We start from the raw sequence: 26,175 nt of genomic DNA, 5'->3' as shown, positions 1-26,175 counted from the left end.
CGACAGAGAGGTCGGCCGTGAGCGCACAGGAGGAGCACGACACCGCGCGGCGGCGGTTCGACGTGGCCGACGCCGCGCCCGTGCTGCTCGACGCTCACGGCGTGGTCACCGGCTGGACCAAGGACGCCCAGCGGCTGCTGGACTACGCCCCCTCCGAGGTCGTAGGGACGAAGGCGGCCGCCCTGCTGACCGACGAGGACGCGCGGCGGGCGCCGGAGCTGGCGGAGCGGTGCCGCGGCGACGGCGGCTGGGCGGGGCTGCTGACCGCCCGGCGCGCCGACGGCCGCCCGGTCCGGCTCATGGTGCGGATCACCTCCGCCGCCGGCACCCACGGCCCGGCCCGCTGGCTCGTGCTGCTGTCCGAGATGGCGGAGGCCCCCGGCTGGGACATGAGCCGTGCCGTGCTGGAACAGATGGTCACCCGCTCGCCGATCGGCATCGCCATCGTGGACCTGGAACTGCGCTGCGTCTGGTCCAACCCGGCACTGGAGCAGTTCGGCAGTGCCCCGGCCCCGCAGCGCCTCGGACTGCGCTTCGGGGAGATCCAGCCGGGCCTGGACGCCGAGTCGATCGAGGCGCAGATGCGGCGCGTCCTGGAGACCGGGGAGCCGATCGTCGGGTACGAGCATGTCGGCCGGGTCCGTGCCGCCCCGCACCGCGAGACCGCGCACACCATGTCGTTCACCCGGCTCGACGACGAACTGGGCCATCCGATGGGCGTCTACTACACCGTCGTCGACATCACCGAGCGGCACCGCGCCCGCCAGCGCCTCGCCCTGCTCGACCGGGCCGGCGAGCAGATCGGCCGCAGCCTGGACATCCCCCGCACCGCGCAGGAGCTGGCCGACGTGGCCGTCCCGGCGCTGGCCGACTTCGTCACCGTCGACCTGCTGGAGACGGTGCTGCGGGGCGCCGAGCCCGGCGCGGGCGCGCCGTTGCGGCGGGCGGGCCACCAGTCCGTGAACGAGGGCGTCCCGGAGGCCGTCGTAGGCCTCGGGGACGTGGCCGCCTACCGGCCCGGCTCGCCCCCGCTGCTGTGCCTTTCCACCGGCGTGGCCTGGCGGGAGGAGCGGCTGGACCCGCTGGCCGCCGAGTGGGCCGTCGACATACCCGACGAGCGCCGGGCCACCTTCCTCGACCTGGGCCTGCACAGCGTGCTGGTCGTGCCGATCCGCGCCCGGGGCGTCACCCTCGGCGTCACCACCTTCTTCCGCCGGCACCGCCAGGAGCCCTTCGACGAGGACGACCTCAACCTCGCCGAGGACCTCGTCTCGCGGGCCGCCGTCTGTGTCGACAACGCCCGCCGCTACACCCGCGAGCGGGACGCCGCCCTCGTCCTCCAGCGCAGTCTGCTCCCCCACCGGCTCCCCGAGCAGGACGCCGTGGAGGTGAGCGCCTGCTACCGGCCCGCCGACGAGCTGACCGGCCTCGGCGGCGACTGGTACGACCTGATCCCGCTCTCCGGAGCGCGCGTCGCCCTCGTGGTGGGCGAGGTGCCCGGGCACGGGATCGGCGCCGCCGCGGCCATGGGCCGGCTGCGGACCGCCGTACGCACGCTCGCGGCGCTGGATCTGCCGCCCGAGGAGGTGCTGGGCCATCTGGACGACCTGGTGGCCCGGTCGGCGCGCGAGGAGGAGGTCGGGGCGCGGACGGAGGACACCGACAGCGCCAAGGGCTCCGGCTGTGTGTACGTCGTCTACGACCCCGTCGACGGGCAGTGCACGATGGCCGCCGCCGGGCATCCCGCGCCCGCCGTGATCATGCCGGACGGCACGGTCGCCTTCGTGGACCTCCCGCAGGGCCCCGCGCTCGGCGCGGGCGGTCCGCCCTTCGAGTCGGTCGAGCTGGCCCTGGCGGCGGGCAGCGTCCTCGCCCTGCACACCGACGGGCTGCTCGCGCACGGCGAGGACTGGACTCTGGACGCGGGCCGGGACCGGCTGCGCGAGGCCCTGGAGCGGGAGGCGTCCTCGCTCGACGGGCACTGCCGGGCCGTGGTCGACGCGCTCGCCCCGGACCGGCCGCACGACGACGTGGCCCTGCTGATGGCCCGCACCCGGCTGCTCGGCCCCGGGCAGGTGGCCGACTGGGACGTGCCCGCCGACCCGGCGCTCGTCGCGGACGCCCGCAAGACGGCCTCCCGGCAGCTGACCGAGTGGGGTCTGGAGGAGTTCGCGTTCACGACGGAGCTGGTCGTCAGCGAACTGGTCACCAACGCGATCCGGCACGCGGTCGGCCCGATCCGGCTGCGGCTGATCCACGACCGGACGCTGATCTGCGAGGTCTTCGACGGCGGCGCCACCGCGCCCCATCTGCGCCATCCGCGCACCACGGACGAGGGCGGCCGCGGGCTGCTGCTGGTCTCCCAGTTCGCCCAGCGCTGGGGCACCCGCTTCGTGCCCGAGGGAAAGATCATCTGGGCCGAGCAGTCCCTTCAGGATCCGCAGGACTGAAAACAGCCTGTCCATACCGTGCCAAACTGGTGTGATCCCGGCGGGGAGGCGGCAGACATGACCGACAGACCCATCGACTACGCCGCGGTGTTCCAGGCACTGCCCGGCATGGTCGCGCTGCTCACGCCCGAGTTGGTCTTCGCGGACGTCAACAAGGAGTTCCCGCAGGTGGCCGGGCGGCGCCGCGAGGACCTGATCGGCCGCTATCTCTTCGACGTCTTCCCCGACAACCCGAACGACCCCGCCGCGACCGGCATGCGCAATCTCGCCGCCTCGCTCCAGCGGGTCCTGGACACCGGCGAGCGGGACGCCATGGCGCTCCAGCGGTACGACGTGCAGAACCCCGAGCGCCCCGGCGAGTGGGAGGTGCGCTACTGGAGCCCGGTGAACGCGCCGGTGCTCGGCCCGGACGGCAAGGTCGCGCTGCTGGTGCACCGGGTCGAGGAGGTCACCGAGCTGATGCGGGCCCGCGGCGGGCCCCGGGGCAGCCGGGCCCGGGTCCTGGAGGCCGAGCTGTACACGCGGGCCCGTGAGCTCCAGGAGCTCAACGAACGGCTGCGGCAGGCGCACGCCCGCGAGCGCGAGGTCGCGCTGGCCCTCCAGGACGCCATGCTGCCCACCTGCCAGACGCTGCACGACCAGGCGGCCGTCCGCTACCGGCCCGCGGTCGGCGCGCTGAACGTCTGCGGGGACTGGTACGACCTGGTCGACCTGGTCGGCGGCCACCGCATCGGCGTCTCGGTGGGCGATGTCGTCGGCCACGGCCTCGGGGCCGCCTGTGTCATGGGCCAGCTGCGCAGCGCGCTGAGCGCGGCCTCCCGGGTGGCCACGGGCCCGGCGCAGGCACTGGAGGTGCTGGGCCGGTACGCCCATGTGATCAAGGGGGCCGAGTCGGCGACCGCGGTGTCCGCCTTCATCGACTTCGACCTCTCGACGATCACCTACAGCAGCGCCGGGCACCCGCCGCCGATGCTGGTGCACGCCGACGGGCGGGTGGAGTGCCTCGACCGGGCGACCGACCCGCCGCTCGACGCCCGCCCCGACCCGATCCCGAGGCCGCAGGCCACCACCACGTTCGGCGAGGACGCCACGCTCGTGCTGTACACCGACGGTCTGGTGGAACGGCGGCGCGAGGACATCGACACGGGCCTCGACCGCCTCGCCGACTCCCTCGCCCGGCACCGGGAGGACGACCCCGAGCAGCTCGCCGACGCCGTCCTGGAGGAACTGCTGCCGCCCGGCGGGGCCACCGACGACACGGCTCTGGTCATCGTGCGGCTGTGAATCGGCCCTGTTCCGGCCGTCCTCGCCTACGCCTACACTGACAGCCCCATCTCACGCCGGTTGACCAGCCAGGACGCGGAGTTGAGCCGTCCGCCCGACCGAGGAGCGCCTCGCCTTGTTCTACTACCTGCTCAAATACGTGCTGTTGGGGCCGTTGCTGAGACTGGTCTTCCGGCCCCGAATAGAGGGCCTGGAACACATCCCGGAGTCGGGCGCGGCCATCGTCGCGGGCAACCACCTCTCCTTCTCGGACCACTTCCTGATGCCGGCGGTCCTCACGCGCCGGATCACCTTCCTCGCCAAGGCCGAGTACTTCACCGGTCCCGGCCTCAAGGGCCGGCTCACCGCCTTCTTCTTCCGCAGCGCCGGGCAGATCCCGGTGGACCGCTCCGGCAAGGAGGCCGGCCAGGCCGCCATCCGCGAGGGCCTCGGCGTGCTGAGCAAGGACGAGCTGCTCGGCATCTACCCGGAGGGCACCCGCTCCCACGACGGCCGCCTGTACAAGGGCAAGGTCGGAGTCGCGGTGATGGCGCTCAAGGCCGGCGTCCCGGTCATCCCCTGCGCGATGATCGGCACCTTCGAGGCCCAGCCGCCCGGCAAGGTCATCCCGAACGTCCACCCCGTGGTGATCCGCTTCGGCAAGCCGCTCGACTTCTCCCGCTACGACGGCATGGAGAACGAGAAGGCGATCCTGCGGGCCATCACCGACGAGATCATGTACGCCATCCTGAAGCTGTCCGACCAGGAGTACGTCGACCAGTACGCGGCCGTGGTCAAGGCGGAGGAGGCCGCCGCCGCCAAGGAACGCAAGTTCCCGCGCATGCCGCTCAGTTGACCTCTGCTGTCGGCAGAGCGGCCTGGGCCGGCAAGCCGCCCGACCGTAGGGTCACGGCATGACACGACGTGCTGTGGTGATCGGGGCGACGGGACAGATCGGGCGGGTGGCCGTGGGGGCGCTGGCCCGGGACGGCTGGGCGGTGACCGCCGTCTCGCGCGGCGGCGGACGGGACGAGGAGTGGCCCGAGGACGTGCGCGTCGCGGCGGCCGACCGGGCGGACGACGGCGCGCTGGCCGCGGCGGTCGGCGACGGCTGTGACGTGCTGGTGGACATGGTCGCCTACGGGCCCGAGCACGCACGGCAGTTGGTGACGCTGGCCGACCGGGTGGGCTCCGCCGTGGTGGTCTCCAGCGTCTCGGTGTACGAGGACGACAAGGGCCGGAACTTCGACACCCAGGGCGAGCCGGACGGCTTCCCGGAGTACCCGGTCCCGATGGGCGAGGGTCAGCGGACCGTCAAGCCGGGCGAGACGTCGTACAGCACCCGCAAGGCGGGGCTGGAACGTGAACTCCTCGCGGCCGGTGGGCGGTTGCCGACCACACTGTTGCGGGCCGGCGCGATCCACGGACCGCGCTGCCAGACCCCGCGCGAGCTGTACTTCGTCAAGCGCAACCTGGACGGCCGGTCCCGGCGCGTGCTGCCGTACGGCGGGCTGAGCCGCTTCCACCCGGCCAACGTGCACAACATCGCGGAGCTGATCCGGCTGGCCGCCGCGCGCCCCGGTAGCAGGGCCCTGAACGCCGTGGACCCGGACGCTCCCACGGTCGCGGAGATCGCCGCCGCGATCGACGCGGTGATGGGCGTCGAGACGGAGACCGTGCTGCTGGAGGGTCCGCCGCCGTCGCCGACCGTGGGTGACACTCCGTGGTCGGTGCCGGTGCCGGTCGTGTGCGACATGTCCGCCGCCGAGCGGGAGTTGGGGTACCGCCCGGTGGTGGCGCGGTACGCGGACCGGCTGCCGGAGACCGTCGCGTGGATCGAGGGGCGCCTGGCCGGACGGGACTGGCGGGAGGCGTACCCGAAGATGTTCCAGAACTACGGCGACCTCTTCGACTACACGGCGGAGGACGACTTTCTCGACAAGTGAAGACGGACAGCCGGATTCCCGGCTGTCCGTCTTCACTTCACCCCCGGAGGGCTACGGCTTCGGCGTGGCGTGCGGCGTGCAGGTCACGTCGGAGCTGTCCAGCTTGCCGGTGAGCAGGTAGGTGTCCACCCGCGTGTTGATGCACGCGTTGACCAGGCCGGTCACACCGTGGGAGCCCGCGTCCTTCTCGGTGATCAGGCGGGAGCCCTTGAAGCGCTGGTGCAGTTCGACGGCGCCGTCGTACGGGGTGGCGGCGTCCCGCGTGGACTGCACGATCAGCACCTGCGGCAGGCCCTTGTGGGTCTTCACGTCCACGGGAGTCTGCTGCTTCACCGGCCAGGTGGCGCACGGCAGGTTCAGCCAGGCGTTGGCCCAGGTCATGAACGGGTAGTTCTTGTTGAGCGCGGTGTTGTCCTTGTCCCACTTCTTCCAGCTGGTGGGCCACTTGGCGTCGGTGCACTCGACGGCCGTGTAGACGGCGTTGCCGTTCTCCGAGGTGATGTTGCCCGCGGTGTCGGAGAGGTCCGGGGCGGCCGCGTCGACGAGCGCCTGGGTGTCACCGGCGACGTACTTGCTGAACACCGTGGCGACCGGCACCCACGAGGAGTCGTAGTACGGGGCGCTCTGGAAGAAGCCGATCAGCTCGGCCGGGCCGACGACCCCGCCGATGGGGTTCTTCTTGGCGGTGGCGCGCAGTTCGAGCCACTTCGCCTGCACGGCGGCGCGGGTGGTGCCGAGGTGGAAGGCGGCGTCGTTGGCGGCGACCCAGTCCTCCCAGTCCTTCCAGCGGCCCTCGAAGGCGACGTCCTGGTCGAGGTTGGCCTCGTACCAGATCTTCTCCCGGGACGGGTTGACGACGCTGTCGACGACCATGCGGCGCAGGTGGCCCGGGAACATGGTGCCGTAGACGGCGCCGATGTAGGTGCCGTAGGAGACGCCCAGGTAGTTGAGCTTCTTCTCGCCGAGCGCGGCACGGATGACGTCGAGGTCGCGCACGGTGTTGGGCGTGGTCATCTGCTGGAGCATCGCCTTGCCGGTGCGCTCGGCGCAGCCCTTGGCGTACTCGGCGGCCAGCTTGCGCTGGGCCAGCTTGTCGGCCTCGCTGTCCGGGACCGGGTCGGCCTTGGGCGCCTTCACGAACTCCTGCGGGTCCATGCAGGAGATGGGCGCGGAGTGGCCGACGCCGCGCGGGTCGAAGCCCACGAAGTCGTACGCCTTGGCCGTGTTGGCCCAGATCGCGTTCTTGGTCGTGACGCGGCGCGGGAAGCGCAGGCCGGAACCGCCGGGACCGCCGGGGTTGTAGACGAGCGCGCCCTGGCGCTCCTCCTTGGTCCCGGTGTTGCCGATGCGGTCGACGGCGAGCTTGATCTGCTTGCCGTAGGGCTTCGCGTAGTCGAGCGGGACGCTGACCCAGCCGCACTGGATCGGCTTCTCCAGACCCCAGTCGGCGGGGCAGTCCTGCCAGTCGATGCCGGCCTTCGCGGCGCGCTGGGCGGCGATCGTCGCGCCCACGGCCTCCCGGTCCTGGCCGTGCCGCGCGCCGTCCACGTGCGCGTTGGCTCCGGCCGCGGGCACCGCGACGGCACCGGATATGAGTGTGGCCGCGATGAGCACGCCGGCCGAACCGAGTGCCGTCGTGCGCCACTTCGGTCTCGTCTCCCTCAAGGGGGACCTCCCCGTACGTCGATTCGATTCGTACGGGGATCCTCGTGGCTATGGAGACCCTGTGAACAGGGGGGTGGGGACCTTCTTTGCCAATCCGATAACCGGAGGGGGTAGTTCGCTGGGCGGACTACATACTCAGGTGGGCGGAACGGGCGTTCAGGGCGGTCAGCGCCTCGTCCAGCACCCGGCGCAGCCGCAGGGCGTCCGGGGCCACGGCGGTCACGAGGGCGGCGGGGCCGGCGAGGGGGACGGCCACGGCGTGCTCGGCGATCTTGCGCGCCTGCACCGGATTCTCGGTGAACTCCGGCCGTACGACAAGGAGTTGGCCGACGGCACGGTGCCCGGCGAGCACGGCGGGGCCGTCCCAGCCGCCGGGGGCGCCCGGGCCGCAGGAGAGTTCCTGGTCGAGGACGGTCCGGCCCGCGATCCGCAGCACCAGCCTGCCGGTCAGTCGTCCGGGCTCCTCCCCCACCCGGCCCAGCACCTGCTCCTCGCGCAGCACGAGCCGGCCCGTCGTGCCGACGGCGACCCGTGTGCTCACGTACAGATCGCTGCCGCCGGCGCAGATCAACTGCTCGGGCAGCCAGTGGAGTTCGGCGTCGTCGGCGACGGTGAGGCGGACGTCGTAGTGGGCCTCGCCCTTGGTCTGGCCGGGCAGGGCGATGGTGGCGGCGGCCGAGCCGACGCGGAGGCGGGCGCCTGGCTCTGTGTTCGCCTCCACGGTGAAGCGGTCACCGCCGAGCGGGCCGCTCATCGCGCCCACGAGCATCACGCGCGCTTCGTCGGCGGTCCCCCGGGTCTTCCGCAGCGCCAGGGGGCCGTCGCTCTCCAGCACGGGCAGGGCCGTGCCGCCGCGGCCGTCGTCCCTCGCGACCAGGCGGGCGGTGGCCCGAACCCCCGTCACGCCGTCCACGCGGTGAGCTGCGCGCGCACCCAGTCGACGGTGTCCCTGACGCCGGTCTCGCTCCTCAACGACTGGAAGACGACCGGGAGTTCGGAGCGTTGTGCTTTCGCGTCGGCGGCCATGCGGGCGAGGTCGGAGCCGACGTAGGGGGCGAGGTCGGTCTTGTTGACGATGAGGAGGTCGGCGGTGGTGACGCCGGGGCCGCCCTTCCTTGGAATGTCGTCTCCTCCGGCCACGTCGATGACGAAGATCTGAGCGTCTACCAGGCCCTTGGAGAACGTGGCGGTGAGGTTGTCGCCGCCGCTCTCCACGAGGATGAGGTCGAGGGGGCCCACCTCGTCTTCCAGGTCCTCCACGGCTTCCAGGTTGGCGGAGATGTCGTCTCTGATCGCCGTGTGGGGGCAGGCGCCCGTTTCTACGGCGGTGATGCGTTCGGGGGGCAACACCGCTTCTCTCAGGAGGAACTCCGCGTCTTCCCTTGTGTAGATGTCGTTCGTGACGACTGCGAGGGAAAGGTCGTCCCGGAGGGCTCGGCAGAGGGCGGCTACGGTTGCGGTTTTGCCGGAGCCTACGGGGCCGCCGAGGCCGATGCGGAGGGCTCGGTGGGAGCCGTCTTTGCGGTGAGCGTCGGCGCTTACTGCGGCGGGGCCGTCGTGTGTGTGGTCGAGGTGCATGTGCGGGTCCTTGAGGTTTGTGGGCGAGTGCGGGTTTGTGGGGGCTGGTCGCGCAGTTCCCCGCGCCCCTAAAAACAGGTGGGTTCGCGCAGCCCTCTCCTACGAGGCGAACAGGCGTACTGGCCAGGTCGCGTGCAGTTCTGCTCCGATTTCCAGTAGCGGAGCGGATGCGGAGGGCAGTACGTCTACTCCCTCGCCTACAGCTCTGCGAGCGGCCTCCAGCGCTCTGTCCGCTACGCGGTCCAATTCCGGGGCCAGTCTTGCCAGTACGGCTGTCGCGTCGAAGGGGTCCAGGCTCAGCAACCGCACCGTCGCGCTCGCCGGGCCGCTCACGCTCTCGTACACCGCGCAGTAGGCCGCGTCCACAGGCTCCAGGCCGGCCGCTCGTGCCGCCAGGCCCAGCACCACGGGCTGGTGGGCGCCCTTGGGGAACTTCCCTGCCAGAGCGTCGAGTTCGCCGGACGGCCAGGTCGCCCGTGCCGCTCGCATCAGCTGGCGGCCCAGTTTGCGGGCGGCCAGCCGTAGTGCGGGGGACGGGGTGCGGGCGTCGGCGGCCGCGTCCAGTTGGGTCGGGTCCGCTCCCGCCGCCGCGGCCGCGGCCAGTGCCGCCGACACCAGGCCCGCCGTGTGCAACCGGCCCCGGCAGAACGCCTCCAGGCTCTCCGCGTCCGTGATCCGGCCCGCCTTGACCGCCTCCTCCGCCCCGCCGGAGTGGGCGTGCCCTCCGGCGGGGAAGCGGCCGTCGGCCAGGACGAGCAGTGCGGCGCGTGACATCACAGCCCTGCCATCAGAAGAGGAAGTACCGCTGCGCCAGCGGCAGTTCCGCCGCCGGGGTCGCCTCCACCAGCTCACCGTCGATGTGCACGGCGAAGCTGTCGGGGTCGACGCGTACCTCGGGGCGGGCGTCGTTCTCGCGCATGTCGGCCTTGGTGACCCCGCGCGTCGACTCGATCGCGACGAACCGCTTGCCGAGCTGGAGCCGCTCCGGCAGCCCGTCCTCGATGGCCAGCGGGGCCACGAAGGTGAAGGAGTTCGAGGCGGGGGCACGGCCGATCGCGCCGTACATCGGGCGGGGCAGGATCGGCTGCGGGGTGGGGATGGACGCGTTGGCGTCGCCCATCTGCGCGTAGGCGATCTGGCCGCCCTTGACGACGAGGTGCGGCTTGACGCCGAAGAAGGCCGGCTCCCACAGCACCAGGTCGGCGAGCTTGCCCGTCTCCACCGAGCCGATCTCGTGGGCGAGGCCCTGGGCCACGGCCGGGTTGATCGTGTACTTGGCGACGTAGCGCCGTACGCGATGGTTGTCCGCGCGGCCGTCGCCGGGCAGGGCGCCCCGCTTCCGCTTCATGACGTGGGCCGTCTGCCAGGTGCGCATGATCACCTCGCCGCAGCGCCCCATCGCCTGGGCGTCCGAGGAGATGATCGAGATCGCGCCCAGGTCGTGGAGGATGTCCTCGGCACCGATGGTGGTCGGGCGGATGCGGGACTCGGCGAAGGCGAGGTCCTCCGGGACCGCCGCGTTGAGGTGGTGGCAGACCATCAGCATGTCGAGGTGTTCCTCGGCGGTGTTGACGGTGAAGGGCCGCGTCGGGTTGGTCGAGCTGGGCAGGACGTGCGGCTGCGAGACCACGGTCATGATGTCCGGCGCGTGTCCGCCGCCCGCGCCCTCGGTGTGGTAGGCGTGGATGCCCCGGCCGGCGATCGCGGCGAGGGTGTCGCCGACGAATCCGGCCTCGTTGAGGGTGTCGGTGTGGATGGCGACCTGGACGCCGGTGCGGTCGGCGACGGTCAGCGAGGCGTCGATGACGGCCGGGGTCGAGCCCCAGTCCTCGTGCAGCTTGAGGCCGAGGGCGCCGCCGCGGATCTGGGAGAGCATCGCCTCGTGCGAGACGGTGTTGCCCTTGCCGAGGAAGCCGATGTTGAGCGGGTACTGCTCCATCGCCTCCATCATCCGGGCGAGGTGCCAGGGGCCGGGGGTGACGGTGGTGGCCTTCGAGCCCTCGGCGGGGCCCGTGCCGCCGCCGACCAGGGTGGTCACGCCCGCCGACAGCGCCTCGTCGGCGATCTGCGGGCAGATGAAGTGGACGTGGGCGTCGACGGCACCGGCGGTCAGGATCCGTCCGTTGCCCGCGATGATCTCGGTCTCGGGGCCGATCACGAGGTCGGGGTGGACCCCGTCCATGGTGTCGGGGTTGCCCGCCTTGCCGATGCCGGTGATCCGGCCGTCGCGGATGCCGACGTCGGCCTTGACGACGCCCCAGTGGTCGACGATGACCGCGCCGGTGATGACGGTGTCGGGGGTGCCGTCTGCGCGCGTAGCACGCGACTGCCCCATGGACTCGCGGATGACCTTGCCGCCGCCGAACACCGCCTCGTCACCGGCGAGTCCGGGGCCGCCGCTGCGGTCCTCCTCGACCTCGATCAGCAGGTCGGTGTCGGCGAGCCGGATGCGGTCGCCGGTGGTCGGGCCGAACAGGTCGGCGTAGGCGGCACGAGAGATCTCAGGCATCGAGGGCACCTCCGGTCTCCCCGCGCAGGCCCGGCACCACACGGGCGCCGACGAGCGGGACGAGTTCGACGTCGACGGGGATCCCGGGCTCGAAGCGCACGGCGGTGCCGGCGGCGACGTTCAGCCGCTTGCCGCGCGCTGCCGCGCGGTCGAAGTCCAGGCCGGGGTTGGCCTCGGCGAAGTGGTAGTGGGAGCCGACCTGGACGGGCCGGTCGGCGGCGTTGAGGACGGTCAGCCGGGTGACCTCGCGGCCCTCGTTGTAGGCAATCGGCCCGTCGCCGTGGAGGATCTCTCCGGGAATCATCGGCGCCCCTCAGACGATCGGGTCGTGGACGGTGACGAGCTTGGTGCCGTCCGGGAAGGTCGCCTCGACCTGCACGTCGTGGATCATCTCGGGGATGCCCTCCATGACGTCGTCGCGGGTCAGCAGCTTGCGCCCGGAGGCCATGAGTTCGGCGACGGTACGGCCGTCACGCGCGCCCTCGAGGATGTGCGACGTGATGAGGGCGACCGCCTCGGGGTGGTTCAGCTTCAGGCCGCGGGCCCGGCGCTTCTCGGCCACGTCGGCCGCCACATGGATGAGCAGTCGCTCTTGCTCGTGCGGGGTCAGTTGCACGTCCCACCTCACAGTCCTCGCTCCGGACCGTGCGGGATCCGGTTGCCGCAGCCACGGGCAAAGTCGCTGGTGGCGTGGATCGGCAGGCTAGTTGGACCGGGTTTCAGGCACGTTAACCGAGCCGTGATCCATCAGTTCGCGCCGGCTTCGCCCCGCGCGCTCATCAACGCCCGTAGACCGTCCCGCAGCTCCTCGGCGGGCGCCGGACCGAACAGCGCCTGCTGCGCGAGGAAGCCCATCGCGGCGGCCATCATGGTGCGGGCCACGTACTCCGGGGGGACGTCCGACCGGATCGTCCCGGCGTCCTGGTGCGCCCGGACGATCCGCGTCCAGGCCTCGCGCACCGCGCCGTAGCCCTCCTGCAGGACGGCCGCCAGCTCCTCGTTGCGGATGGTCTCCGCCCACACCTGGACGACCAGCCCCGGGAACGCGGGCCGCCCGTCGACGGTCAGCGACTCCTTGGTGGCGAGGACGCGGCTGAGCACGGTCGCCACCAGCAGGTCCGGCGGCGGGGGCGGGGTGCTGCGGGCCGCCTCCTCGAAGCCCTCGCGGACCTGGCCGAGCACCTCCCCCACGATCGCGGCGATCAGCGCCTCCTTGCCGCTGAAGTAGCGGTACACCGCCCCGGCCGAGAGGTCGACCTCCTTGAGGACGTCCTGCATGGAGGTGGCGTGGAAGCCGTTGCGGGCGAAGCAGACCGCGGCGCCGTCGAGGATCTGGCGGCGGCGGGCGTCGAGGTGTTCCTGGGATACGCGGGCCATGGCCACAACGTAAAACGAACATTCCTTCTTGACAAGGAGCGGCTTCGGCGGGACGGTGGGAGCGAACCTAAAACGAACGATCCTTCTTTTTCAGAGCGCCCGTCCACCCCTCCGACCCGGGAGATCCCCATGTCCACCCGCCGCACGCTCGCGGTCGTCCTCCTCGTCCCCCTGCTCGCCGCCCTCGCGCTCTGGGCCTTCGCCTGGCCCGCCGCCCGCACCGCACCTCGCGACCTGCCCCTCGGCGTGGCCGGACCGGCCACCGCGACCGCACAGATGGAGAAGGCGCTCCGGCAGCACGAGGGGGCCTTCGAGATCCACCACTACGCGGACGAGGCCGCCGCCCGGGACGCGATCGCGGACCGGACCGTATACGGCGCGGTGGTGGTCACCGCCCAGGGGCCCGAACTGCTGACCGCCTCGGCCGCGAGCCCGGTCGTCGCCCAGCTCCTCCAGCAGGCCGTGGCCCAGCAGACGGCCGCGAGCGGCGGCGGCGCCGAGGTGAAGGTGACCGACGTCGTCCCCGCTTCCGCGAACGACCCGCGGGGCGCGGCCCTGAGTTCCTCCGTGCTGCCGCTGGCCCTGGCCGGCATCATCGCGGGCGCGGTCGTGACCGTGGTCGGGCTGCGCGGCTTCCGCGCTGTGGTCGCGCTGACCGGGGCCGCCGCGCTGGTGGGTGTCGTCGCGGCCGCGCTGGCGCACAGCTGGCTGGACGTGCTGGGCGGGAACTGGTGGGCGGAGGCAGGGGTGTTCGCCCTGTCGACGCTGGCGGTGAGCGCGGCCGTGGCGGGAGTGGCCGCCCTGGTCGGCACCGCGGGGGTCGGGGTCGTCGCGTTGCTGGTGATGTTCCTCGGCAACCCGTTCTCCGGCGCCTCCTCGGCGCCGCAGCTGCTGCCCGAGCCGGTCGGCACGGTCGGTCAGTGGCTCCCGCCGGGGGCGAGCGCGAGCCTGCTGCGCTCGGTGTCCTTCTTCGACGGCGCGGCGGCGACCGGTCCGGTCCTCACGCTCAGCTGGTGGGCCGCGCTGGGCCTGGGCGCCGTAGTCCTGGGGAGCGCGCTGAAGGGGCGGGCGAGGAGTGGTGAACCGGCCGTGGCCGAGCGGGAGTTGATGCCTGCCGGCTGACCCTCAAGGCTCGTCGTCAAGAACCGCGCCGGGTGCGCGGTTCTTCGCGTTCTACGAGGGGCCCCTGTGGTGTGCCGCGATGCCGAACCGCTGCTGTTCGCGAGGAGCGGACGCGACTTCGCGGACCGTGGAGACGGCGCTCACCACCTGCTCCTCCGCGGGCTCCCGCAGCTCCTCCAGCCGTTCGAGGTCGGCGGCGGAGACCAGGGCGACCAGCGGCTTTCCGTGCCGTGTGACGACGACACGCTCGCCGCCGTACACCACCCGGTTGATCAGGTCGGCGAGCTCAGCCCTGGCTTGCGTCACCGGAATCTCGTAGGCCATACCCCCATCATAACGTCACGTACGTCCTGTACATTTTTTACAGACAGCTCCGCACAGACAGCACCGTCGCGAGGAGGGGTATGCCATGACCCGACCGTCCGCCCGTTACGTCCTGCCCGAGTTCACCGAGCGCACGAGTTCCGGCAGCACGACGATGGATCCGTACTCGAAGCTCCTTGAGGAGCGGATCGTCTTCCTCGGGACGCCGATCGACGACATCTCGGCGAACGACGTGATGGCGCAGTTCATGTATCTCGAGTACCAGAACCCGGACCGGGACATCTCGCTGTACATCAACTCCCCCGGCGGCTCGTTCAGCGCGATGTCGGCGATCTACGACACGATGCGGTACGTCACCTGTGACGTGGAGACGACGTGCCTCGGGCAGGCCGGTTCCTCCGCGGCGGTGCTGCTCGCGGCCGGCGCCCCGGGCAAGCGGTCCCTGCTGCCGGGCGCGCGGGTGACGATCCACCAGCCGGAGCTGACCGAGCCCGTCCAGGGACAGGCCAGCGATCTGGCCATCCAGGCCGACGAGTTGCTCCGGGTGCGGGCCCGCCTTGAGGAGCTGCTCGTCCGGCACACCGGACGCACCCCCGAGCAGGTGAGCGCCGACATCGAGCGGGACAAGTTCCTGGACGCGCAGGGGGCGCTGGACTACGGCCTCGCGGACCGGATCGTGCCGAGCCGCAAGTCCTCGCTGCCCGGCGCGAGGTGAGTCGCCGATGGTGCCGGACCTGCCGCCGCTGCCCGCGCTCACCCGCGCCGAGGGCGAGCTGATCGACCGTTACCTCGACGTCGTCGACCTGCTCGGCCGGATCAACCCCGCCCGGCACGAGGACACCTACGGCGGACTGCGCGCGGCGCAGGCCCTGGTGAGCAGGGCGACCGAGTTGCGCGACGCACTCGTACTGATGCACACCCGGGGCGAGCGCGAACTGCACGCGGCGACTCTCGCGCGGGCTCTGCGGGTCCTGGACGGCGAGCGGCGCACGGCCAGGGTCACCCTGCCGCCCGACTCCGTGAGTTGACGGGGCGTCCGGAGCTGAGTCGAAACGGACCAAACGACGTACCCCCCATTGGCGGAGGCGGGGCTCCTTTTTCACGACCGTCAAGGTTGCGCAACGCGCCGATAACGGGAGCGGGATAGGGGCCTTCGTTGCTGGTCCGGGCGTCCCCGGCCCCCTCGACACCCCCTCGTTCGAAGGGGTGTCCACCCAAACGGGTGGTTGGTGAGTAACAACACAAATCCATGGTTCCGTTGGGTTTTTCGCACTTCCGTGCGTCAAGATCCCTGTCTGACGACAAGCCCCCGCCGCAGCGGCGGGGCGATCCGGGTGGACGCCGAGTCCTGCCGCCGCCCGGATGACCGGTCGACAGGAGTGGATCGGCAGGAGTGGAGGACCCAAGCACGACGGGTCGCCGGGACGGTCACGCCATGACCGGGCCGAGCAGCCCTTGGGGTGAAGCCGCGTCAGCGGCCGGGCAACTTCGCCAGCCCGAATCCGACAGGTCATCCTTCACAGGCGGCTGACGAAGGGTTGCGCATGTCTGCGCTCAATCGTGTCCCGTCGCTGATGGCCCGAGCCGGTACGGCTTCGGCGCTCACCCTGGCCGCCGTGAGCGGCTCCGTCGTGATCCCGGGCATCGCCTCCGATGCCGCGGCCGCGACGCCGGCGACCAAGGCACTCAACGTCGCGGCCTCCAAGAAGGGCTCGCCGTACAGGTACGGCGCCGTGGGGCCGAAGCGTTTCGACTGCTCAGGGCTTACGCAGTACTCGTTCAAGAAGGCGGGCAAGAAGCTCCCGCGAACGGCGGCCCAGCAGTACAACAAGACCCGCCACATCTCCGCGGGCAGCCGCAAGGCCGGAGACCTGGTGTTCTTCCACTCGGGCTCGAACGTCTACCACGTCGGCATCTACGCCGGGAAGGGAAAGATCTGGCACGCCCCGAAGACCGGGGACGTGGTCCGACTGCAGAAGATCTGGACGAAGAGCGTCTGGTACGGCCGGGTCAAGTGACCTCTCCGAGGGGGTGACGGCGACCTGACCCGCCGTCGCCCCCTCGGGCACGCTCAGGCCGCCAGCAGCGGCTCGGCCAGCAGGACGGTCCCCAGAGCCGTGAGCGCGCCGCCGGTGACCGCGGTGATCGCCCGGGCGGCCCGGGGCCGGCGCAGCCACCGCCCGAGTCGGTCCACCAGGACGGCGACCGCGGGGAACCACACCAGCGCGAGGGCGACCACGATCAGCGCGAGCACCAGGGTGCGCGGCAGCGCGGGACTTCCCGCGGGCACGAACTGCGGCAGCAGGCTGAGGAAGGTGACCGGCGCCTTGGGGTTGAGCGCGTTGGTGACGAAGCCCTGGCGCAAGGGAGCGAAACGCCGAGTGCCGGTGTCGGCTCCGGCGTCCGCTTCAGTCCGGGCGTCCGCTTCGGTTCCGGCCCCCGCCGTCCACTCCCGCAGCGCCAGCAGGGCCCGTACCCCCATGTACAACACGTAGGCGCCACCCGCCACTTGGAGCGCCCGGAACAGCGCGGGCACCGCCGTCAGCACCGCCGCGACCCCCGCCACCGCCAGCGCCGTGTGCACGAGCAGGCCGCCCGCGACGCCGAGTGCGCAGGCGACGCCGGCCCGGCGGGAGACCAGGGCGTTGCGTACGACGACGGTGAAGTCGGCCCCCGGCATGGCGACCATGCCCGCGGCGACCCCCGTGAAAGCGATGAGCTGTCCGTCCATGCGACCCAGCCTGCCGCCCCCAAGCCTTCAGCAGGTATGTCGAATAACCTGGGTCTCCCTTAAGCATCTCTTTGGGCAGGCCCGTATGTACGACCCCACCCGTCTCGCCGCCCTCGTCGCCGTCGCGGAGGCCGGCTCCATCACCCGGGCCGCCGAGCGCCTCGGCTACACGGCACCGGCGCTCTCCCAGCAGCTGGCCAAGCTGGAGCGGGAGGCGGGCACGGCCCTTCTGGTACGGCACCACCGCGGCACCCGGCTCACCGGCGCGGGCGAGCTGCTGGTCGTACGGGCCCGCCGGGTGCTCGACGAGCTGGACCGCGCCCGGCACGAACTCGCCCTGCTGACGGGCCTGTCGGGCGGTCAGCTGCGCCTGGGCACCTTCCAGACGGCCGGCATCCAACTACTGCCGCCGGTCCTGAGCGCCTTCCGACGGGCCCACCCGGACGTGGAGTTGACGGTCTCCTTCTACGAACCCCCCGCCGGGGTAACGGCGGTGGCGTCCGGCGCGATCGACCTGGCGCTGACGCACACCTACGAACCGGCCGAACCGACCCCGCTCCCGGCCACCCTGAGCGCGGAACCCGTGCTGGTGGAGGAACTGGTCCTGGTGACGGCCCCCGGACACGCCCTCGCCGGTGACACCGCACCCCTGCCGCTCACGGAACTCGCGGGGCAACCGCTGATCAGCATGGCGCCGGATCATCCGGCCCGCCGGGAGGTGGAGGCGGAACTGGCCCGGGCCGGGGCCGCGCCGTCGGTGCTGGTGGCGACCCCGGGCTACGCCCTGGTGTGCGCGCTGGCGAGCGCGGGGCTGGGGGTCGGGGTGGTGCCGGAGATGGTGGCGCGGACGGCGGCCACGCCGGTGGGGGTACGGCGGCTGGAGGGTGGACGACTGCGCCGTACGATCTCGGTCGTCCGCCGGACGGGAGAGGCGGCGGCCGCCGCGGACGCCTTCCGGGCCCTGCTGCGGGGCGCGTTCGGCCGGGTCCACCACCACTGACAGGCTTGTCTACGGCTCCTGCTGCCCCGCCGTCGCGACCGGCTGGGCCGGGGCCGTCCACGGCAGTTCGATGGAGACCGTCTTGCCGCCCTCGCGGGTGGGGCGGACTCTCAGCTTGCCGCCGCACTCGGCGGCCAGCCAGCGGATGATCACCATGCCCCGGCCGTTGTCCTGCTGGACCGCGGCCGGCAGGCGCTTGGGGAAGCGGGGGTGGCTGTCGGTGACCCCGATGCGCAGGTGTTCGTCACGGTGCAGCTCGATGTCCACCGTGAAGGTGGGTGACTGGCCGAAGGTGTGCTGTACGGCGTTGGTGGTGAGTTCGGAGACGATGAGGCGGACGGTCTCTGCCGCTTCGGTGTCCGCCGGCAGCCCCCACTCCGCCAGGGTGCTCAGGACATAGCCGCGGGCCGCGGAGACCGAGGCGGGTTCGCTCGGCAGAGTGACGGATGCTTCCAGATGGTCTGCCATGGCGACGTCGTCCCTTTCCCACGGGACCGGAGTCCGACACGAGGCGGATGGTTCGAGTACGGTCCCGGACTGGTGCTTCGTCGCCAGAGTGCCATTGCCGGGGCGCTGACGGGTGCCGATCCACCAAGATATGCATATATCTGTCGCTCAAAGCGGTGAACTCTGCGACGCGAGACCGTATTTGGGCACCCCGTAAGGAGTAAGGAGAGGCCCCATGCAGCACGGTCCCGCGGTGCGCCGCCGGAAACTGGGTGCCGAACTGCGTGCCCTGCGCACCGGTGCGAAGCTCACCAGTGGTGAGGCGGCCCGGCTGGTGGGCTGGCACCAGTCGAAGGTGAGCCGGATCGAGACCGGCGCCAGTGGGGTGAAACCGGCCGATGTGCGGTTACTGCTGGACGCCTATGCCGTAGGCGATTCCCCATTGCGGGAATTGCTTCTGGCATTGGCCGGCCCGGACGAGGGCGGCGGCCGGCACCACTGGTGGCACGCCTATCGGGGCATTCTGCCCGCCACCTACCGGGACTTCATCAGCCTCGAGTCCCAGGCGAGTGCGATGCGCACCCTGGAGACCTCGGTCGTGCCCGGGCTGCTCCAGACGCCCGAATACGCCCGCGCGGTGACCCGGGCCGCGGTGGACGGCCTCGACGACGAGCGGCTGGACGCGCTGGTGGAGGTACGGTTGGCCCGCCAGGACGTGCTGCGCGCGGCGCCGCCGCTGGAGTTGAGCGCCGTCCTGGACGAGGCGGTGCTGCGCCGCGAGGTCGGCGGCCCGGACGTGATGGCGCGTCAGTTGCGCCGGCTCCTCGACGCGGCCCGGCTGCCCCAAGTGTGTCTGCAGGTGCTGCCGTTCACCGCCGGGGCGCATGCGGGCATCACCGGGCCTTTCGTAATCTTCTCGTTTTCGAGCACTTCTGATCTGGACGTGGTTGTTCTCGACCACATGACGAGTAGCCTCTACCTCGAACGGAAAGAAGACCTCCAGGCCTATACGGAGGCCTTCAACACCCTTAAGGAACACGCCCTTTCGCCCGAGGAATCGTTGGATTACATCGCCGTGATAGGTGACGGCGCGTAAGGAGGCACCATGTCTGCTCTGCCTCGGAACGTACCTTCCAGTACCGCACTGCACGGGGTGCACTGGCTGCGCAGCAGCTACAGCACCGGAGCGAACAACTGCGTCGAGACGGCGAGCCTGCCGGCCGGATCACCGGCCGGACTGATCGCCGTACGCGACTCCAAGGACCCGGACGGACCCGCGCTGCTCTTCTCCCCCGAGAGCTGGGCGGGCTTCACTGCCGCGTTCTGACCGTCCTGTCCCGCACCGGCGCACGGCCGTGTCACGCCGACTCATGGTCGTGTCTCGCCGATCACACGCACAGCGCGCTCGATCTGCTCCTCGGAGAGGTCCGCGCGGGCGGTCAGCCTCAGCCGTGAGATGCCGTCGGGCACCGACGGGGGCCGGAAACAGCCCACGAAGAGCCCGGCGGCACGGCAGTCGGCCGCCCACCGCACGGCCCCCTCCGGGGAGGGAGCACGCACCGAGACCACCGCGGCGTCCGGACGTACCGCTTCCAGACCCGCGGCGGTCAGGCGTGCGTGCAGGTCGGCGGCGACCGCACGCGCGCGTGCCGCCCGCCCGGGCTCGCGGCGCAGCAGCCGCAGGGCTGCGAGGGCCGAGCCCGCCGCCGCGGGGGCGAGTCCGGTGTCGAAGATGAACGTCCGGGCCGCGTTGACCAGGTGGTCGATCACGCGCGCCGGTCCGAGGACGGCACCGCCCTGGCTGCCGAGCGACTTGGAGAGCGTGACCGTGGTGACCACGTCGTCGGCTCCCGCGAGTCCCGCCGCGTGCGGGGCGCCCTGGCCGCCCTCGCCGAGCACTCCGAGTCCGTGCGCGTCGTCGACGACCAGTCCCGCGCCGAACTCCCGGCACGCCAAGGCCAGTTCGGCCAGCGGTGCCGCGTCCCCGTCCACCGAGAAGACGGTGTCCGACACGGCGACGGCGGGCCCGTCGTGGGTGCCGAGCGCCTTGCGCACCGCGGCCGGGTCGGCGTGCGCCACCACCTGGGTCGTCCCGCGGGCCAGCCGGCAGCCGTCGATGAGCGAGGCGTGGTTGCCCGCGTCGGAGACGATCAGCGAGCCGTGCGGGGCGAGCGCGGTCACGGCGGCGAGGTTGGCCGCGTAGCCGGAGGAGAAGACGAGCGCCGCCTCGAAGCCGCAGAAGGCGGCCAGTTCGCGTTCGAGCTCGGTGTGCAGCTCGGTGGTGCCGGTGACGAGCCGCGATCCGGTGGACCCGCCGCCCCAGGTCCGGGCGGCCCTCGCCGCCCCTTCGGCGACCTCGGGATGGCGGGCCAGGCCCAGGTAGTCGTTGCTCGCGAGATCGAGCAGCGGGGAGTCGGCCGGACGCGGCCGCAGGGTCCGTACGAGCCCAGCCCGCCGGCGCGCGGCCGCCTGCTCGTCGATCCAGCCGAACGCCATGGCTCCTCCGGGACTTTTGTAGACAACGGACAGACCCTAGCGGCAGCAAACGCTCCCCACGGTGTGGCAATACCCACACGTCGAAGCGGGTGAGTTGTTCGATCCCTACCTTGGCCCGAGGCGGGTCGGTAGGACAGGATCGGCTCTCATGGACCTGCTGAACACGCTGGTGGACAAGGGGCTTCGGCGCGAGCTGCCGACCCGCGAGGAGGCGTTGGCCGTGCTGGCCACGTCCGACGACGACCTGCTCGACGTGGTGGCCGCGGCCGGCAGGGTGCGCCGCCACTGGTTCGGACGGCGGGTGAAACTCAACTACCTGGTCAACCTGAAGTCCGGGTTGTGCCCGGAGGACTGCTCCTACTGCTCCCAGCGGCTCGGCTCGACGACCGGCATCCTGAAGTACACCTGGCTCAAGCCGGACGAGGCCTCCAAGGCGGCGGCCGCCGGTCTGGCCGGTGGCGCCAAGCGGGTCTGCCTGGTCGCCTCCGGGCGCGGTCCGACCGACCGGGACGTGGACCGGGTCGCGGGCACCATCAAGGCGATCAAGGAGCAGAACGAGGGCGTCGAGGTGTGCGCCTGCCTCGGTCTGCTCTCCGACGGCCAGGCCGAGCGGCTGCGCGAGGCGGGCGCGGACGCCTACAACCACAACCTCAACACGTCCGAGTCGACCTACGGCGACATCACCACCACACACACCTACGCGGACCGCGTGGACACCGTGACCAAGGCGCACGCGGCGGGCCTGTCCGCCTGCTCGGGTCTGATCGCGGGCATGGGCGAGTCGGACGAGGACCTCGTCGACGTCGTCTACTCGCTGCGCGCGCTGGACCCCGACTCGGTTCCGGTCAACTTCCTGATCCCGGTCGAGGGCACCCCGCTGGCCAAGGAGTGGAACCTCACCCCGCAGCGCTGCCTGCGGATCCTCGCGATGGTCCGCTTCGTCTGCCCGGACGTGGAGGTCCGCATCGCGGGCGGCCGCGAGGTCCATCTGCGCACCATGCAGCCGCTCGCCCTGAACCTCGCCAACTCGATCTTCCTGGGCGACTACCTCACCACCGAGGGCCAGGCCGGCAAGGCCGACCTGGAGATGATCGCGGACGCCGGGTTCGAGGTGGAGGGCGCGGATCAGGTGACACTGCCGGAGCACCGGGCAGCGGGTGGCTGTGGGTCTCATGAGGGTGGTGGTGTCTGCGGTACGGCCGCTGCCGCGCCGGAGGTGAACGAGCCCCGGACCGACCTGGTCGCCGTACGCCGTCGAGGGGCCGGGACGGATCTCGCACCCAATGCCTAGCCTGCCGGACCTTCTGGACCTCGACCGGCGGCACGTCTGGCATCCGTACGGTCCGATGCCCGGCCGGGTCGACCCGCTGGTCGTGGAGTCGGCGAGCGGGGTGCGGCTGCGGCTGGCCGACGGCTCGGAGCTGGTCGACGGCATGTCGTCCTGGTGGTCGGCGATCCACGGCTACCGCCACCCGGTGCTGGACGAGGCCGCGCGCGAGCAGCTCGGCCGGATGAGCCATGTGATGTTCGGCGGGCTCACCCACGAGCCCGCCGTCCGCCTCGCGAAGCTCCTTGTCGACATGTCACCCGAGGGCCTGGAGCATGTCTTCCTCGCCGACTCCGGGTCCGTGTCGGTCGAGGTGGCGGTCAAGATGTGCCTCCAGTACTGGCGTTCCCTGGGCCGTCCGGGGAAGCAGCGCCTGCTGACCTGGCGCGGCGGCTACCACGGCGACACCTGGCAGCCCATGTCGGTGTGCGACCCCGAGGGCGGGATGCACGAACTGTGGTCCGGGGTGCTGCCCCGCCAGGTGTTCGTGGACGCGCCACCGACGGAGTACGAGGAGTCGTACGCCGACCAGCTGCGCGCGGCGATCGAGCGGCACGCCGACGAGCTGGCCGCCGTGATCGTGGAGCCGGTGGTGCAGGGTGCGGGCGGGATGCGGTTCCACTCCCCCGCGTATCTGCGGGTGCTGCGTGAGGCGTGTGACGCGCACGACGTGCTGCTGGTGTTCGACGAGATCGCGACCGGGTTCGGACGTACGGGAGCGCTGTTCGCGGCGGAGCACGCGGCGGTGACGCCGGACGTGATGTGCGTGGGCAAGGCGCTGACCGGCGGCTACCTGACGATGGCGGCGACGCTGTGCACGCCCCGGGTGGCCGACGGGATCTCGCGGGGCGAGGTGCCGGTGCTGGCCCACGGCCCGACCTTCATGGGCAACCCGCTGGCGGCTTCGGTGGCCTGCGCCTCTGTCGGTGTGCTGCTCGGGCAGGACTGGCGCGCGGAGGTCAAGCGGATCGAGGCGGGGCTGCGGGAGGGGCTGGCACCCGCTCGGGGGATCGCGGGCGTGCGGGACGTACGGGTGCTGGGCGCCATCGGGGTCGTACAGCTGGACCACGAGGTCGACATGAAGGCCGCGACGGCGGCCGCCGTACGGGAAGGCGTGTGGCTGCGGCCGTTCCGCGATCTCGTCTACACGATGCCGCCGTACGTCACGGGCGACGAGGACGTGGCGCGGATCGCGCGTGCGGTGGGTGCCGCCGCGCGGGAGGGATGACATGCCGGTACTGGTGATCACGGGGACGGGCACGGAGGTCGGCAAGACGGTCGCCACGGCCGCGGTCGCCGCGTCGGCGCTCGCCGCGGGCCGTACGGTCGCGGTCCTCAAGGCGGCGCAGACCGGCGTACGGCCGGACGAGCCGGGGGACGCCGCCGAGGTGGCGCGGCTCGCGGGGCCGGTCACGACGGCGGAGTGCGCGCGCTATCCCGAGCCGCTGGCCCCGGCGACGGCGGCCCGGCGGGCCGGACTGGCGCCGGTGCGGCCGGGGGACGTGGTGGAGCGGGCGCAGAAGCTGGCGGCCGGGCACGACCTGGTCCTCGTGGAGGGCGCGGGCGGGCTGCTCGTCCGCTTCGACGAGGAGGGCGGCACGCTGGCGGACGTGGCCGGGGCGCTGCGGGCACCGGTGCTGGTCGTGGCGTCGGCGGGCCTCGGCACGCTGAACACGACGGAGCTGACGGCCCGTGAACTTCGAGGACGCGGGCTGGAGTTGGCGGGCGTGGTGATCGGCAGCTGGCCCGACTCCCCTGACCTGGCCTCGCGTTGCAACCTCGCGGACCTTCCGACGGTGTCCGCAGCACCGCTGCTGGGCGCGCTCCCGGCGGGAGCCGGCCGGCTGGAACCGGCCGACTTCCGCACCACGGCGCCGAGTTGGCTGGCACCGCGACTGGACGGGACGTGGGACGCGGAGGCGTTCGGGGTGCGCGAGGCACCCTGACGGAACGTCAGGAAACCTCGCTGTCCGCGATGAGTCGCACCAGCTCGATCCGGGAGCGGATCCCCAACCGCGTGAAGACACCGCGCAGATGGTGGTCGATGGTGCGGGGGCTGAGGGCGAGACGGGCGGCGATCTCACGGTTGGTGGCGCCCTCGGCGGCCATCCGCGCGACCAGGAACTGCTGCGCGGTGAGCCGGGTGGTGGGGTGGTCGGCCGCCGCGCGGGCGGGTTCGGCGGGAGCGCCGAGGGCGCGGAGTTCGGCGCGGGCCCGGTCCGCGCACTGCGGGGCCCCGAAGTGCTCGAAGGCCTCCAGCGCGCTGTGGAGGCGGTCGCGTGCCTCGGTACGGCGGCGCAGCCGGCGCAGGGCGCTGCCGAACAGCATCTCGGTGCGGGCGCGCTCGAAGTCCCGGGTGCCGCTCGCGTGCAGGTCGAGGGCGGTGCGGTAGTGCTCGACGGCCTCCTCACCGGGCGCCAGCAGGGCCCGGCAGCGGGCGCTGAGGGCGAGGTCGTCGGGGCTGCGTACGGTCGTGGCCCAGCGGTGGTAGTCGGCGTGGGCGCCCCGGGCGATCCGGGTGTCGTCGGTACGGACGGCGGCCTCGACGTAGTGCGGGGTGGCGAGATGGCGGATGGCCCGGTGCCCGTGTCCGGGGCCGAACCCGGCGAGGGCGCGTAGCCGGGCGGCGGCGCCCGCGAAGTTGCCGGTGCCGAGGTCGAGGAAGGCGAGCGCCCACTGGGCGAGGGCGGCGGGCAGGCCGAGGCCCCGGGCGAGGGCGTACGACCGTGCGGCGGCGGCGCGTTCGCGGCAGGCGTCCGCGTCGCCGGTGATCGCCGCGAACATGGCGAGGGCGGCCTGGAGGTGGCAGGCCCCGTTGTCCTGGCCGGTGGTGTGGGCCTGGTGCAGGACGTCGAGGGCGGCGAGCCGGCCGACCTGGGGGCGCCCGGTCCAGAAGTCGGCGTAGGCGCGGAACTCCATGGCCTGCACCGCCACGGCGCTCTCGCCCCGGTCGCGGGCCGCGGCCACCGCGCGGACGGTCGCGGTGGCGGCGCGGGTGTGGTCGCCGAGCAGCAGCGAGGCGATGCCGGCGTGCACCAGGGAACTGGGGTCGCCGCCGGGGGCGCAGTGCCCGGCGGCCGCCCGGAGCAGGTCACGGGCGTCCTCGTAACGCCCCTCGAAGGCCGCCGCGAGCCCGCCGAGGGTGCCGGGCGGCACGATCTCCAGCTCTCCGGCGACCTGGGCGGCCTCCCGGCAGCGGCGCAGGTCACCGGTGTAGATGGCGGCTTCGGTGGCCCGGGCGAGGAGGTGCCGGGGGTCCGAGACCCCGTCGTACTCTCCTGTCCCGTAGGCCTCTCCTGTCCTGCAGGCCTCTCCTATCCCTCGGATCTCTCTTGTCCCACAGGTCCCTGAAGAATCGTTCCGTCTCCTGGGGCGGGCCACCGCCGACAGCAACCCGTCGAACGCCTCCGTCGCGTTCCCCGCCCGCAGCGCGAACAGCCCGGTGAGGGCGTCGTCCGCGGCTCCCGCGGCCGCGAGGCGGCGGGCCCGGTCGCCGTCGCCCGACTGCCAGGCGGCCGCGGCGGCACGTGTCAGCAGCCGGGCGCTCTCCGGTGGATCCGGGGTGAGGGCGGCGGCACGCTCCAGCAGAGCCCGCGCCAGCGCCAGCCGGCCCGTCCTGCGCGCCTTGTCCGCGGACGCCTTCAGCTCCGCGACGAGCCGTCCGCTCGGGCCGAGCGCGCCCGCGCCCCGGTGCCACGAGCGGTGGGGCGTCTCCCCCGTGCCGTGCAGCACGCGGGCCAGCAGCCGGTGCACGTCACGACGGTCCGCCGGCGACCCGGTCTCGTAGGCGGCGATCCTCGTCCAGGCGTCCCGGAAGACGACACCGCCCGCGCCCGCGTGCGCGAGGTGACCGAGGGGCAGTCCGGTTCGATCGCCGAGACCGTGGGGGAGATCCAGTCCGCGTACACCGTGCGCTCCAGCAACACCGGTTCGCCGTCGA

The 26,175-nt window shown here is 72.3% G+C and carries 27 protein-coding genes and 1 riboswitch; of the genes, 14 read left to right on the top strand and 13 right to left on the bottom strand.

What is annotated here, in order from left to right; all coding sequences use genetic code 11:
* Window positions 1-17: 17 nt before the first annotated feature.
* The 4 genes from ABZ896_RS10390 to ABZ896_RS10375 all read left to right on the top strand — a co-directional run bounded on the left by ABZ896_RS10390 (window position 18) and on the right by ABZ896_RS10375 (window position 5,659).
* Complete coding sequence (locus tag ABZ896_RS10390) at window positions 18-2,450, top strand: SpoIIE family protein phosphatase (RefSeq protein ID WP_360925031.1); 2,433 nt, start codon at window positions 18-20, stop codon at window positions 2,448-2,450.
* A gap of 57 nt (window positions 2,451-2,507) precedes the next feature.
* The gene (locus ABZ896_RS10385; protein ID WP_360925028.1) at window positions 2,508-3,734 is read left to right on the top strand and encodes a SpoIIE family protein phosphatase; all 1,227 of its coding nucleotides are present in this window, start codon (window positions 2,508-2,510) and stop codon (window positions 3,732-3,734) included.
* A 115-nt stretch (window positions 3,735-3,849) separates the two neighbouring features.
* Window positions 3,850-4,569, top strand: coding sequence for a lysophospholipid acyltransferase family protein (locus tag ABZ896_RS10380; RefSeq protein WP_360925025.1), 720 nt, complete (start codon window positions 3,850-3,852; stop codon window positions 4,567-4,569).
* A gap of 58 nt (window positions 4,570-4,627) precedes the next feature.
* Window positions 4,628-5,659: an NAD(P)-dependent oxidoreductase gene (locus ABZ896_RS10375; protein ID WP_360925022.1), complete on the top strand. Its 1,032-nt coding sequence runs from the start codon at window positions 4,628-4,630 to the stop codon at window positions 5,657-5,659.
* Between the two features lie 51 nt (window positions 5,660-5,710).
* Here ABZ896_RS10375 and ABZ896_RS10370 read toward each other — a convergent pair whose 3' ends face one another.
* From ABZ896_RS10370 to ABZ896_RS10335, 8 genes are all read right to left on the bottom strand, one after another.
* On the bottom strand, window positions 5,711-7,324 hold the full coding sequence (locus ABZ896_RS10370) for an alpha/beta hydrolase (protein ID WP_360925019.1): 1,614 nt from the start codon (window positions 7,322-7,324) through the stop codon (window positions 5,711-5,713).
* Between the two features lie 127 nt (window positions 7,325-7,451).
* Window positions 7,452-8,237 (bottom strand): urease accessory protein UreD, encoded by a 786-nt coding sequence (locus ABZ896_RS10365; protein WP_360925016.1) that lies wholly within the window; start codon window positions 8,235-8,237, stop codon window positions 7,452-7,454.
* Window positions 8,225-8,902, bottom strand: a complete 678-nt coding sequence (gene ureG, locus ABZ896_RS10360) for an urease accessory protein UreG (protein ID WP_360925013.1) — start codon at window positions 8,900-8,902, stop codon at window positions 8,225-8,227. Before ureG ends, ABZ896_RS10365 begins: the two co-directional genes overlap by 13 nt.
* Before the next feature lie 99 nt (window positions 8,903-9,001).
* Window positions 9,002-9,676, bottom strand: a complete 675-nt coding sequence (locus ABZ896_RS10355) for an urease accessory UreF family protein (RefSeq protein WP_360925010.1) — start codon at window positions 9,674-9,676, stop codon at window positions 9,002-9,004.
* A 13-nt stretch (window positions 9,677-9,689) separates the two neighbouring features.
* On the bottom strand, window positions 9,690-11,411 hold the full coding sequence (locus ABZ896_RS10350; protein WP_360925007.1) for an urease subunit alpha: 1,722 nt from the start codon (window positions 11,409-11,411) through the stop codon (window positions 9,690-9,692).
* A complete protein-coding gene (locus ABZ896_RS10345) occupies window positions 11,404-11,715 on the bottom strand; it encodes an urease subunit beta (protein WP_360925004.1) in 312 nt (103 codons plus the stop codon). Before ABZ896_RS10345 ends, ABZ896_RS10350 begins: the two co-directional genes overlap by 8 nt.
* 9 nt (window positions 11,716-11,724) lie before the next feature.
* Window positions 11,725-12,027: an urease subunit gamma gene (locus ABZ896_RS10340; protein ID WP_010355509.1), complete on the bottom strand. Its 303-nt coding sequence runs from the start codon at window positions 12,025-12,027 to the stop codon at window positions 11,725-11,727.
* 131 nt (window positions 12,028-12,158) lie between these two features.
* Window positions 12,159-12,788 (bottom strand): TetR/AcrR family transcriptional regulator, encoded by a 630-nt coding sequence (locus ABZ896_RS10335; RefSeq protein WP_360925001.1) that lies wholly within the window; start codon window positions 12,786-12,788, stop codon window positions 12,159-12,161.
* Between the two features lie 129 nt (window positions 12,789-12,917).
* On the opposite strand from ABZ896_RS10335, the gene ABZ896_RS10330 reads away from it, so the two are divergent.
* Entirely contained in the window at window positions 12,918-13,910 is a 993-nt protein-coding gene (locus ABZ896_RS10330) for an ABC transporter permease (protein ID WP_360924998.1), read from the top strand.
* Between the two features lie 51 nt (window positions 13,911-13,961).
* Here ABZ896_RS10330 and ABZ896_RS10325 read toward each other — a convergent pair whose 3' ends face one another.
* The gene (locus ABZ896_RS10325) at window positions 13,962-14,234 is read right to left on the bottom strand and encodes a type II toxin-antitoxin system Phd/YefM family antitoxin (protein ID WP_360924995.1); all 273 of its coding nucleotides are present in this window, start codon (window positions 14,232-14,234) and stop codon (window positions 13,962-13,964) included.
* Window positions 14,235-14,319: 85 nt separating this feature from the next.
* Between ABZ896_RS10325 and ABZ896_RS10320 the strand changes: the two genes are divergently transcribed.
* From ABZ896_RS10320 to ABZ896_RS10310, 3 genes are all read left to right on the top strand, one after another.
* Window positions 14,320-14,949, top strand: coding sequence for an ATP-dependent Clp protease proteolytic subunit (locus ABZ896_RS10320; RefSeq protein WP_360924992.1), 630 nt, complete (start codon window positions 14,320-14,322; stop codon window positions 14,947-14,949).
* A gap of 7 nt (window positions 14,950-14,956) precedes the next feature.
* On the top strand, window positions 14,957-15,262 hold the full coding sequence (locus tag ABZ896_RS10315; RefSeq protein WP_360924989.1) for a hypothetical protein: 306 nt from the start codon (window positions 14,957-14,959) through the stop codon (window positions 15,260-15,262).
* A gap of 301 nt (window positions 15,263-15,563) precedes the next feature.
* A riboswitch (cyclic di-AMP (ydaO/yuaA leader) is annotated at window positions 15,564-15,775 on the top strand.
* A gap of 3 nt (window positions 15,776-15,778) precedes the next feature.
* Window positions 15,779-16,252, top strand: coding sequence for a C40 family peptidase (locus ABZ896_RS10310; protein WP_360924987.1), 474 nt, complete (start codon window positions 15,779-15,781; stop codon window positions 16,250-16,252).
* Window positions 16,253-16,305: 53 nt separating this feature from the next.
* Here ABZ896_RS10310 and ABZ896_RS10305 read toward each other — a convergent pair whose 3' ends face one another.
* A complete protein-coding gene (locus ABZ896_RS10305; RefSeq protein ID WP_360924984.1) occupies window positions 16,306-16,965 on the bottom strand; it encodes a LysE family translocator in 660 nt (219 codons plus the stop codon).
* 85 nt (window positions 16,966-17,050) lie between these two features.
* Here ABZ896_RS10305 and ABZ896_RS10300 point away from each other — a divergent pair, with 85 nt between their 5' ends.
* Window positions 17,051-17,965 (top strand): LysR family transcriptional regulator, encoded by a 915-nt coding sequence (locus ABZ896_RS10300; protein WP_360924982.1) that lies wholly within the window; start codon window positions 17,051-17,053, stop codon window positions 17,963-17,965.
* Between the two features lie 9 nt (window positions 17,966-17,974).
* On the opposite strand, the gene ABZ896_RS10295 is transcribed toward ABZ896_RS10300, so the two are convergent.
* A complete protein-coding gene (locus ABZ896_RS10295) occupies window positions 17,975-18,433 on the bottom strand; it encodes an ATP-binding protein (RefSeq protein WP_360924980.1) in 459 nt (152 codons plus the stop codon).
* A gap of 214 nt (window positions 18,434-18,647) precedes the next feature.
* Between ABZ896_RS10295 and ABZ896_RS10290 the strand changes: the two genes are divergently transcribed.
* Window positions 18,648-19,508, top strand: a complete 861-nt coding sequence (locus ABZ896_RS10290; RefSeq protein WP_360924977.1) for a helix-turn-helix transcriptional regulator — start codon at window positions 18,648-18,650, stop codon at window positions 19,506-19,508.
* Window positions 19,509-19,517: 9 nt separating this feature from the next.
* Window positions 19,518-19,739, top strand: coding sequence for a DUF397 domain-containing protein (locus ABZ896_RS10285; protein WP_360924975.1), 222 nt, complete (start codon window positions 19,518-19,520; stop codon window positions 19,737-19,739).
* Between the two features lie 41 nt (window positions 19,740-19,780).
* On the opposite strand, the gene ABZ896_RS10280 is transcribed toward ABZ896_RS10285, so the two are convergent.
* On the bottom strand, window positions 19,781-20,908 hold the full coding sequence (locus ABZ896_RS10280; RefSeq protein ID WP_360924972.1) for an 8-amino-7-oxononanoate synthase: 1,128 nt from the start codon (window positions 20,906-20,908) through the stop codon (window positions 19,781-19,783).
* A 148-nt stretch (window positions 20,909-21,056) separates the two neighbouring features.
* Here ABZ896_RS10280 and bioB point away from each other — a divergent pair, with 148 nt between their 5' ends.
* The 3 genes from bioB to bioD are packed head-to-tail and all read left to right on the top strand — an operon-like array spanning window position 21,057 to window position 24,181.
* On the top strand, window positions 21,057-22,199 hold the full coding sequence (gene bioB / locus ABZ896_RS10275) for a biotin synthase BioB (RefSeq protein ID WP_360924969.1): 1,143 nt from the start codon (window positions 21,057-21,059) through the stop codon (window positions 22,197-22,199).
* Window positions 22,192-23,463, top strand: a complete 1,272-nt coding sequence (locus ABZ896_RS10270; RefSeq protein WP_360924966.1) for an adenosylmethionine--8-amino-7-oxononanoate transaminase — start codon at window positions 22,192-22,194, stop codon at window positions 23,461-23,463. The genes bioB and ABZ896_RS10270 overlap by 8 nt, the downstream gene beginning before the upstream one ends.
* Window position 23,464: 1 nt before the next feature.
* Entirely contained in the window at window positions 23,465-24,181 is a 717-nt protein-coding gene (gene bioD, locus ABZ896_RS10265; RefSeq protein WP_360924963.1) for a dethiobiotin synthase, read from the top strand.
* Window positions 24,182-24,188: 7 nt separating this feature from the next.
* Here the strand turns inward: bioD and ABZ896_RS10260 are convergent.
* A partial coding sequence (locus ABZ896_RS10260) for a LuxR C-terminal-related transcriptional regulator (RefSeq protein WP_360924960.1) occupies window positions 24,189-26,175 on the bottom strand: 1,987 nt, incomplete at its 5' end.

The sequence above is a fragment of the Streptomyces sp. NPDC047072 genome (assembly GCF_040643855.1).
Lineage (GTDB): Bacteria > Actinomycetota > Actinomycetes > Streptomycetales > Streptomycetaceae > Streptomyces.
Note: the sequence above shows the minus strand (reverse complement) of the source record. Positions and strands in the feature narration are given on the sequence as shown.